Consider the following 9,468-nt stretch of genomic DNA (forward strand, 5'->3'; position numbering starts at 1 on the left):
CGGTCGCCCAGGTGTAGACGAGACTCTCCACAATCACTCGGCGCTCGCCGGCGACGACCGGCAGCATCGGCACGCCCGCCGCCGCGTAGTCCTCCCGATAGCGCATGGCGAGCGTCCAGGTGTGCGGCGGTGTCCACAGGAACACCACGCCGAACAGCAGGAACGGGGTGAGGGCGAGTGAGCCCGTGACCGCGACCCAGCCGATCAGCACGGGCATGCACCCGGCGATCCCGCCCCAGACGACGTTCTGCGACGTGCGCCGCTTGAGCAGCAGGGAGTAGACGAAGACGTAGTAGAGGATGGCGCTCGCCGACAGCGCGGCGGCGAGCGCGTTGACCGTCACCACGAACCCGGCGGTCGACAGCACGGCGAGCGTGATGCCGAAGATCAGCGCCGCTCCCGGGCGTACCTGGGCGCGGGCCAGCGGCCGGCGCCGGGTGCGCCGCATCTTCGCGTCGATGTCCCGGTCGATATAGCAGTTGATCGCGTTGGCGGCGCCCGCCGAGAGGGTGCCGAAGATCAGGGTGGCGAGCGCGGTACCGACCGGCGGCAGGCCCTTGGCGGCCAGGAACATCACCGGTAGCGTCGTGATCAGCAAAAGCTCGATGACGCGCGGCTTGGTGAGCGCCACATAGGCGCGCAGCGACGCGCCGAGTCGCCGGCCGGGGGCCTCGGTCACCGCCTCGGCCGGAGCCGTCGGCGGCATCTCTTGGGCATGCTCGATTCCGAGCTTGTTGCTGAGCACCGTCACAATGGGTCCAGGTCCACCTACGCGCCATGCGATGCCCAGCGCCACATACTGCCGGGCCACGCGCTCTGTCGAATCTCCCGCAGCCGTCCCGCCGACCGCGCACTCACTGTAGTGCCGTCCTGTCAGAGGTCGCGCAGGGGGTGGCCGGACCCGCCGATCCACAGGCCGCGACGTGGCCGCCGGTCCCCCGTGACATCACCCGTCCGGGGTGGTTAGTCGCGAAGACGATCGGGCAAGGGTCGGATTGCCGCGTTTGCGGGGTGGTACTGCGGTCCGACGGCCGGGTCGGCGACTTGGATAGGCTCGGTCATGGGCCCTGATCGCCGTTGACAGGGCCGTCGACCACCGCTCGGTCGCCGCTCGCGCGCCTGCTCGGCGGGTCGGCGAAGCGGTACCCCGGGACACCGATCTTGAAATGAACAGCGGGCCTATGCGTCACGATGGGTGCATGTCGCTCGAGAGGAGCCCTGAACGTTCGGTGAGTAAGGACAGCAGCACGAAGAACACCGGCACGACCGACCGCGGCACGAAGGGCCGCGACACGGTCGAGTGGTCCGACCTGGATCGGCGTGCCGCGGACGTGATCCGCGCGCTCGCCATGGACGCGGTCGAGGAGGCCGGCTCGGGTCACCCGGGTACGGCGATGAGCCTCGCACCCGCCGCCCATCTGCTCTTCCAGCGCTTCCTGCGCCACGCCCCGGCCGACCCTAACTGGCCGGGCCGGGACAGGTTCGTCCTCTCCATGGGGCACTCGAGCCTGACCCTGTACATCCAGCTCTACCTGTCCGGTTACCCGCTCACGCTCGACGATCTGAAGGCGCTGCGCAAGTGGGGCAGCCTCACGCCGGGACACCCCGAGCACGGGCACACCCTCGGCGTCGAGACGACCACCGGCCCGCTCGGGCAGGGCGTCGGCAACGCGGTGGGCATGGCCATGGCCGCCCGCAGGGAGCGGGGCCTGTTCGACCCCGACGCCGCACCCGGGCAGAGCCCCTTCGACCACAATATCTGGGTGTTCGCCTCCGACGGTGACATGGAGGAGGGCATCAGCCACGAGGCGGCATCGCTGGCGGCTCACCAGCGGCTCGGCAACCTGATCATGATGTGGGACGACAACCACATCTCCATCGAGGACGACACCGACATCGCCTTCTCCGAGGACGTGGCCAAGCGCTACGAGGCCTACGGATGGCACGTGCAGAAGGTCGACTGGACCGAGGGCGGCGACTACCACGAGAACGTCCAGGCCCTCGCCGAGGCCTACGAGGCCGCCCTGGCCGAGACCGGGCGGCCGTCCTTCATCGCGCTGCGGACCATCATCGGCTGGCCCGCGCCCAACAAGCAGAACACCGGCAAGGCCCACGGATCGGCGCTCGGCGCGGACGAGGTCGCCGCCACCAAGGAGATCCTCGACCTCGACCCGGCCAAGACCTTCCAGGTCCCGGGCGACGTGCTCGCCCACACCCGCGAGGCCGTCGAGCGGGGCCGGGCGTTGCACGCCGAGTGGGAGAAGCTCTTCCAGGTCTGGCGCGCGGCCAATCCCGAGCGCGCGGCCGAGTACGACCGGATCTCGGCGCGACGGCTGCCCGACGGCTGGCACACCAAGCTGCCGGAGTTCGAGGCGGGCAAGGATCTCGCCACCCGGGCGGCCTCGGGCGAGGTGCTGACCGCGATCGCCCCGGTGCTGCCGGAGTTGTGGGGCGGCTCTGCCGACCTCGCGGAGAGCAACAACACGACGATGAAGGGCGAGCCGTCCTTCATCCCCGACGAGTTCCAGACCAAGGCCTTCCCCGGCAACCCCTATGGCCGCACGCTGCACTTCGGCGTGCGCGAGCACGGCATGGGCTCGATCCTGAACGGCATCGCGGTGCATGACGGCCTGCGCCCGTACGGCGGCACGTTCCTGGTCTTCAGCGACTACATGCGTCCCGCCGTACGGCTCGCCGCCCTCATGGGGCTGCCGGTCACCTACGTCTGGACGCACGACTCGATCGGCCTGGGCGAGGACGGCCCGACCCACCAGCCGGTGGAGCACCTGTGGGCGCTCCGCGCGATCCCGGGCCTCGACGTCGTACGGCCGGCCGACGCCAACGAGACGGCGGTCGCCTGGCGGACCATCCTGGAGCACACCGACCGGCCCGCCGGCCTCTGCCTGACCAGGCAGAAGGTGCCGACCTTCGACCGGTCACAGGTGGCCCCCGCGGCGGGCGTCGCCAAGGGCGGCTATGTCCTCGCGGACGCCGGGAGCGGGACGCCCGAGGTCGTCCTCATCGCCACGGGCAGCGAGGTGCAGCTCGCGATGGCCGCCCGCGAGATCCTCGAGGCCGACGGCACCCCCACCCGGGTGGTTTCGATGCCTTGCGTCGAATGGTTCCAGGCCCAGGACGACGCCTACCGTCAGTCGGTACTGCCGCCGTCCGTGCGAGCGCGGGTCTCGGTCGAGGCCGGGGTGGCGCTCGGCTGGCGGGAGTTCGTCGGCGACGCGGGCGAGTCGGTCTCGCTGGAGCACTTCGGCGCCTCGGCCGACTACAAGACGCTGTTCGACCAGTTCGGCATCACGCCGGAGCGGATCGTCACGGCCGCCAGGGCGAGCCTCGTCAAGGCGGGAGTGGCCGGAAGGGGTCACACGACCGGCACCTGATCCGGGAAAGGCGCAGAGAGCGTTGGGAGTGAGCCGGCAGTGCGCGCTTCGACTCACGTCCCGCGAGCCTCTCCAGTGGGGAGGAGCGCGCACACACCGAGGAGCGAGGCGAAGGAAATGAGCAACGAGAACCTACGGCGGCTCGTCGAAGAGGGCGTGTCCATCTGGCTCGACGACATCAGCCGGGAGCGACTCCGGACGGGCAACCTGGAACAGCTGATCAAGGAGAAGGACGTCGTCGGGGTGACATCGAACCCGACGATCTTCGCGAAGGCTCTGAGCAAGGGCGCGGCCTACGACGACCAGGTGCGCGACCTCACGGTGCGCGGCGTGAGCGTCGACGAGGCAGCGCGCGCGATCACCACGTACGACATCCGGTGGGCGTGCGACGTCCTGCGACCCGTCTACGAGCGCACCGACGGGCTCGACGGCAGGGTGTCGATCGAGGTCGACCCCCGGCTGGCCCGCGACACCGAGAAGACGATCGCCGAGGCGCGCGCGCTGTGGTGGCTGGTCGACCGGCCGAACCTGTTCATCAAGATCCCGGCCACCCTCGAAGGGCTGCCCGCCATCACCCGCGCCCTGTCCGAGGGGATCAGCGTCAACGTCACGCTGATCTTCTCGCTGGAGCGGTACGGGCAGGTCGTCGATGCCTTCTGTGAGGGCATGGAGCAGGCCAGAGAGGCCGGCCTCGACCTGTCGAAGATCGCCTCCGTGGCGTCGTTCTTCGTCAGCCGGGTCGACACCGAGATCGACAAGCGGCTGGACAAGGCCGGTTCCGCGGAGGCGAAGGCGCTGACGGGCAAGGCCGGCGTGGCCAACGCCCGGCTCGCCTACGCCCTGTTCGAGGAGAAGAGCGACACCGACCGGTGGCGGGCCCTCGAGGCGGCGGGAGCGCGCCCCCAGCGGCCGCTGTGGGCGTCGACCGGGGTGAAGGACCCGGCGCTGCGGGACACGATGTACGTCGAGGAGCTCGTCGCCCCCGGCGTGGTCAACACCATGCCCGAGGCCACGCTCGACGCGGTCGCCGATCACGGCGAGATCCGCGGCGACACGATCCGGCCCTTCTACGAGGACGCCCGCAAGCACATGGCGGCCCTCAAGGAGGCGGGCGTCGAGTACGACGACGTGGTGCGGGTGCTCGAGGAGGAGGGTGTCGAGAAGTTCGAGGCGTCCTGGAACGAGCTCCTCGCCACCATCCAGAAAGAGCTGGAGGACAAGGCGTGACGCCGGACGGACGCCCGGCCGGACGGGCGGACCGGCCGCCCGGCGGGCGCCCGTCACTCCGCCCGTCAACCCACCCGTCGAACCATGGGGCGCCCGCGTGACGTCCGTGGTGGCCGCCGGCGGGGTCTCGGTCACCATCCGCGACGTGACCGACGACGCCCAGACGGTCCTCGACCGGGTCGTGAGCGACGGTGTCCCGGGTGCGCTCGCGGCCAGGAGCGCCCAGCTGTGGGGCCCTGAGGCGGCATCCGACGCCGCCCGGCGGCTCGGCTGGCTCGACCTCCCCGAGAGCTCCCGCTCGCTGCTCCCCCGGCTCGCCGATCTGGACGCGGCCGGGCTGGACCGCGTCGTGCTGGCGGGGATGGGCGGATCGTCGCTCGCGGCCGAGGTCATCACCCGTACCGCGGGGGCCGAGCTCACCGTCCTGGACACCACCGATCCCCATCAGGTCGCGGCGGCCGTCCGGGACCGGCTCGAGCGGACCCTCGTCGTGGTGTCGAGCAAGAGCGGCACCACCATCGAGACCGACAGCCACCGCCGGATCTTCGAGCAGGCCTTCAGAGACGCCGGGATCACGGGCGCGGAGCTCAGCCGCCGCTTCGTCGTCGTCACCGACCCCGGCTCGCCGCTGGAGGAGCTCGGCCGCCGCGCCGGCCACCAGGTCGTCCTCGCCGACCCGGACGTGGGGGGACGCTTCAGCGCCCTCTCGGCCTTCGGGCTGGTCCCGAGCGCGCTCGCCGGCGTGGACGTCGCTCCCCTGCTGGACGAGGCGGCGGCGCTCTCGCCAGGGCTCCGCCAGCCCTACGACAACCCCGGCCTCGCCCTCGGGGCGGCGCTCGGCGCGGCGACGCTCAGCGGCATGGACAGGCTCGTGCTCGCCGACCACGGCTCCGGCATGGCCGGTTTCGGCGACTGGGCCGAACAGCTGATCGCCGAGTCGACCGGCAAGGACGGCAAGGGCCTCGTCCCGGTCGTGATGGAGGGCGTCGACGCTCCCGGCTTCGAGGCGGCCGACGACGCGCTGCGGTTCGTCCTCGCCGGGCACCCGCACGCGGCCGGCCCCGCCGAGGACGCCGGCGTCAGCGTGTGCGGCCCGCTCGGCGCGCAGTTCCTCCTCTGGCAGTACGCCACGGCCGTGGCGTGCCGGGTCATCGGCGTCAACCCGTTCGACCAGCCCAATGTCCAGGAGTCCAAGGACAACACGGCCGCGCTACTGCGCGGTGCCGGGGACGGATCCGCACCCATGATCGTCAATGCGGAACCGGCGCTCGTCACCGGCGCGGTGGAAATCCATGCCCCACCGGAACTGCTCAAGGGCGCCAAGGACCTCGGGTCGGCGTTCGACGCGCTTCTGGCCGCGGTACCGAACCGGGGATACCTCGCGGTCATGGCCTACCTCGACCGGCTCGGTGACGCGGCCGCCGCCGAGTTGCGCCCGCTCCTCGCGGCGCGCTCGGCGCAGACGGGCGGGACCACCGCGCCCGTGACCTTCGGCTGGGGACCCCGGTTCCTGCACTCGACCGGGCAGTACCACAAGGGCGGCCCCCAGACCGGGCTCTTCCTGCAGATCACCGGCGCCGTGACCGAGGACGTCGAGGTGCCCGGCCGGCCCTACACGCTCAAGGCGCTGCAACTCGCGCAGGCCTTCGGCGATCTGCGCGCTCTGCGCTCCCGTGACCGCCCGGCGGTCCGCGTCCACCTGCGTGACCGGGCCGAGGGTCTCGATCAGATGCTCCGCGCCCTGAAGAATTGAACGGCGCCGGTCTTCACCCGCCGTGCCCCGAACCTGAGTGCACCACCCCTGACCGCTTCGTGCGGCGTAGGGTGGGTCACCCGACATCCCGTGAGATCGGTGAGTGGGTCGCGAGTGCCCGTTCTCTCCTGAAACGATTGGGACTGAGGAGGGAACGTTGTCTGGGTTTGATGTACTCACCCGCGGTGAGGTGCTCGATACCGCGCTCAAGGCGCGCGAATACCTGATCACCTGCGGAGTTCCCGCGGCCCTCGCGGCCAAGGACCCCCGGCTGTGGGGCCGCCGAGCGGTCGATCACAGCCGACTGGGCTGGCTCGACCTGCCGGAGAGCTCACAGGCCTTGCTCACCCAGCTCGAGGATCTCGTCGCCGAGGTCCGCTACTCGGGCTTCGACCACATCGTGCTCGTCGGTCTGGGCTCGGAGGGACTCGCCGCGCAGGCCATCATCGACGCCGGAGGCGGGACGGATCCGCGCGGGGACCTCACCCTCCTCGACGGCGGCGACGCGGGCGCTCTCGACGTGGTGCTCAAGCGGCTGGACCGCACCTTGGTGGTCCTCTCCAGCAAGGCCGGCGTCTCCATCGAGGGCGACGCCTACCGCCGCGTGCTGGTTCAGGCGTTCCGCGAGCACGGCCTGTCCGACCAGGAGATCGCCGGACGGTTCGTGGTCATCACCGACCACGGCAGCCCGCTGAGCGACTTCGCCACCGAGCGCGGCTACCGCGTCGGGCTGACCGACCCGTACCTGCCCGGTCATTTCGGCGCGCTGTCGGCATACGGCCTGGTGCCCGCGGTGCTCGCCGGCACCGACGTGGCACCGCTGCTCGACCAGGCCGCCGCCGCATCGGACTCGCTCGCCCGCGAGGAGGACAACCCGGGCCTGCTGCTCGGGGCCGTGCTCGGCGGCTGCGCCCTGCCGCCACCGGGCGGCGTCGTCCGGGACAAGCTGGTCCTGCGCGAGCCCGGCGGAGGCTCGGCGCTGACCGGCTGGGTCTCGCAGCTGCTCGCCACCGGCACCGGCAAGCGGGGTCGCGGCATCCTCCCGCTCGATCCGACCGGCCTGCCGGGCACCGAGGACTGCCCCGACCTGCACGGCATCGCGGTCAACCCGCAGAGCCCTGCCACGACCGACGCCGACACCTCGCTCTGGGCCCCGCTCGGCGCCCAGTTCCTGCTGTGGGAGTACGCCACCGCGGTGGCCGGCTGGCTGATGGGCGTCAACCCGTTCGAGTCGGCCGACGAGGTGATCCAGGAGACCGAGGACGACGCGGCCACCATGCTGCGGAGCACCGGTCACGGACCGCTGCCGACCGGTCAGGCGTCGTTCGTCGACGGCGGGATCGAGGTCTACACCGATTCGGCCGGCTTCGGCTCCTACAACCTCGCGGGGGCGGTGGAGGCACTGCTCCGCCGCGTGCCCGCTACCGGCTACCTGTCGATCCTCACCTACCTGTCCGGTGACTTCTCCGGCCGCTATCTCGCGCCCGCGCTGGCGCGGCGCATCCGCCGCCCGGTCACGTACGGGTCGGGGCCGGGCTACCTGCACGGCACCGGGTCCTTCCACAAGGACGGACCTCGCAACGGGGCGTTCCTGGTCGTGACGGGCGCGGGTATGGCCGATCACGCGGTGCCGGGCCGGCCCTACACCCTAGGCAAGCTGCACCTGGCCCGCGCGCTGGCCGACGTGCGAGCGCTGCGCCGCCGCGGCATCCCCGTGGTACGCCTGCACCTGCGCGACCCCATCGAGGGGGCCGGGAGACTGATCGACATCGCCAGGGAGACCCGATGACGGGTTTCACCGCGATCAGCGCCGACGAGGTACGGATCACGGCACGGGGACCGGTGCGCGAGGCGGCCGAGCGGGTGCTGGGCCGCCTGTGGATCGACGAGGTGCCGGTCCGCCTCGCCTCCGAGGACCCGACGCTGTGGGCGTCCGGATCGCCCGATCACGAGGATCCCCTGCTGCGGGAGCCGACGCCGCAGGCATGCTGGCCCGCCCAGCCGGGACCGGCCCGCGCCGTCCTCGGGGAGATCGGCGCGCTGGTGGACCGCACCCGGGCCGCGGGGTTGACCGAGATCGTCCTGCTGGGATCGGGTCCCCAGGCCAGAGCGGCCGAACTGCTGGCGCGCAGCGGGCTCCGCCGCCCTGCCGCCACGGCGGCACATGTCCGACGGACGCCGCTCACGGTCCTCGACGGCCTGGATCCGGCCCCTCTGTTGCGCGTGAGCCTCGACGAGGACCGGCTGCTCCGCACGGTCGTGGTGGTCACCGGCGAGGACGTGGGCACGGAGGCACTGCGCCGGATCCTCGCCCAGACGATGCGCGACAGAGGACTGTCCCGCGCCGAGATCGCAGAGCGCTTCGTCTTCCTGGCCGAACCCGGCAGCGCGCTCGCCGCACACGCCGAGAAGAGCGGCCATACCGTCATCGACGGCCCCGGCGGGCAGGTCTTCGGCGCGCTGTCACCGGCCGCCCTCGTGCCGGCCGCCCTCGCCGGTGTCGACGTGGCGGAGCTACTCGACACGGCCACCTCGGCGCTGCCCTCGCTCACGCGACCGGAGAACAACCCGGGGCTGATCCTCGGCGCGATCCTGGGCGGATGCGCTCGCGCCGGCCGCGACAAGATCATCATCGGCGATTTCCCCGCGCGGGCGGCGGGGCTCGGCTCGTGGATCGCATCGCTGCTGGCCGGCGCCACGCAGGGCGGGCTGCTGCCGGTGGTACAGCACGGCGGAATGCCGCTGGCGCCCGCCGACGATCTGTTCCAGATCACCCTCGACGGGCGGCCGCATCAGGACGACGCCACCGTGTCAGGGCCGCTCGGCGCCCAGCTCGTGGTGTGGGAGTACGCCGCGGCGGTCGCCGCCTATCTGCTCGCGGCCGACCCCCTCGCGACCCGCCCCCGTACCCGGCATGGCATCGAACAGGCCGTCACTGACCAGAACACCGAGCAGACGAACACCAGGCAGGGCGACAGCGAGCAGACCGACGCCGAGCAGGCCAACACAGAGCAGAACAACGCAGAGGCGGCCGGCGTGGCCCCCGCATTCACCGTGGGCCCGGCCACCGACGCCATCGACGTCCACGCCGACGAG

General features: G+C 71.8%; 5 protein-coding genes and 1 pseudogene. 5 read left to right on the forward strand and 1 reads right to left on the reverse strand.

Features of this window, described 5'->3' with window-relative positions; translation table 11 throughout:
* On the reverse strand, window positions 1–706 hold a 706-nt coding region (locus HKK72_RS31130), incomplete at its 3' end, for a heme o synthase (protein WP_187238015.1).
* A gap of 643 nt (window positions 707–1,349) precedes the next feature.
* Between HKK72_RS31130 and tkt the strand changes: the two genes are divergently transcribed.
* From tkt to HKK72_RS31155, 5 genes and pseudogenes are all read left to right on the forward strand, one after another.
* Entirely contained in the window at window positions 1,350–3,392 is a 2,043-nt protein-coding gene (tkt, locus tag HKK72_RS31135) for a transketolase (RefSeq protein WP_410050360.1), read from the forward strand.
* A 117-nt stretch (window positions 3,393–3,509) separates the two neighbouring features.
* The gene (gene tal, locus HKK72_RS31140) at window positions 3,510–4,619 is read left to right on the forward strand and encodes a transaldolase (protein ID WP_187238012.1); all 1,110 of its coding nucleotides are present in this window, start codon (window positions 3,510–3,512) and stop codon (window positions 4,617–4,619) included.
* Window positions 4,620–4,716: 97 nt separating this feature from the next.
* Entirely contained in the window at window positions 4,717–6,372 is a 1,656-nt protein-coding gene (locus HKK72_RS31145; RefSeq protein WP_187238013.1) for a glucose-6-phosphate isomerase, read from the forward strand.
* A gap of 157 nt (window positions 6,373–6,529) precedes the next feature.
* Complete coding sequence (locus HKK72_RS31150; RefSeq protein ID WP_187238014.1) at window positions 6,530–8,161, forward strand: phosphoheptose isomerase; 1,632 nt, start codon at window positions 6,530–6,532, stop codon at window positions 8,159–8,161.
* A pseudogene (locus tag HKK72_RS31155) lies at window positions 8,158–9,468 on the forward strand (hypothetical protein); the annotation flags it as partial. The gene HKK72_RS31150 and the pseudogene HKK72_RS31155, both read left to right, overlap by 4 nt.

Origin of the sequence: Actinomadura sp. HBU206391 (assembly GCF_014323665.1) — a bacterium.
Lineage (GTDB): Bacteria > Actinomycetota > Actinomycetes > Streptosporangiales > Streptosporangiaceae > Actinomadura_C.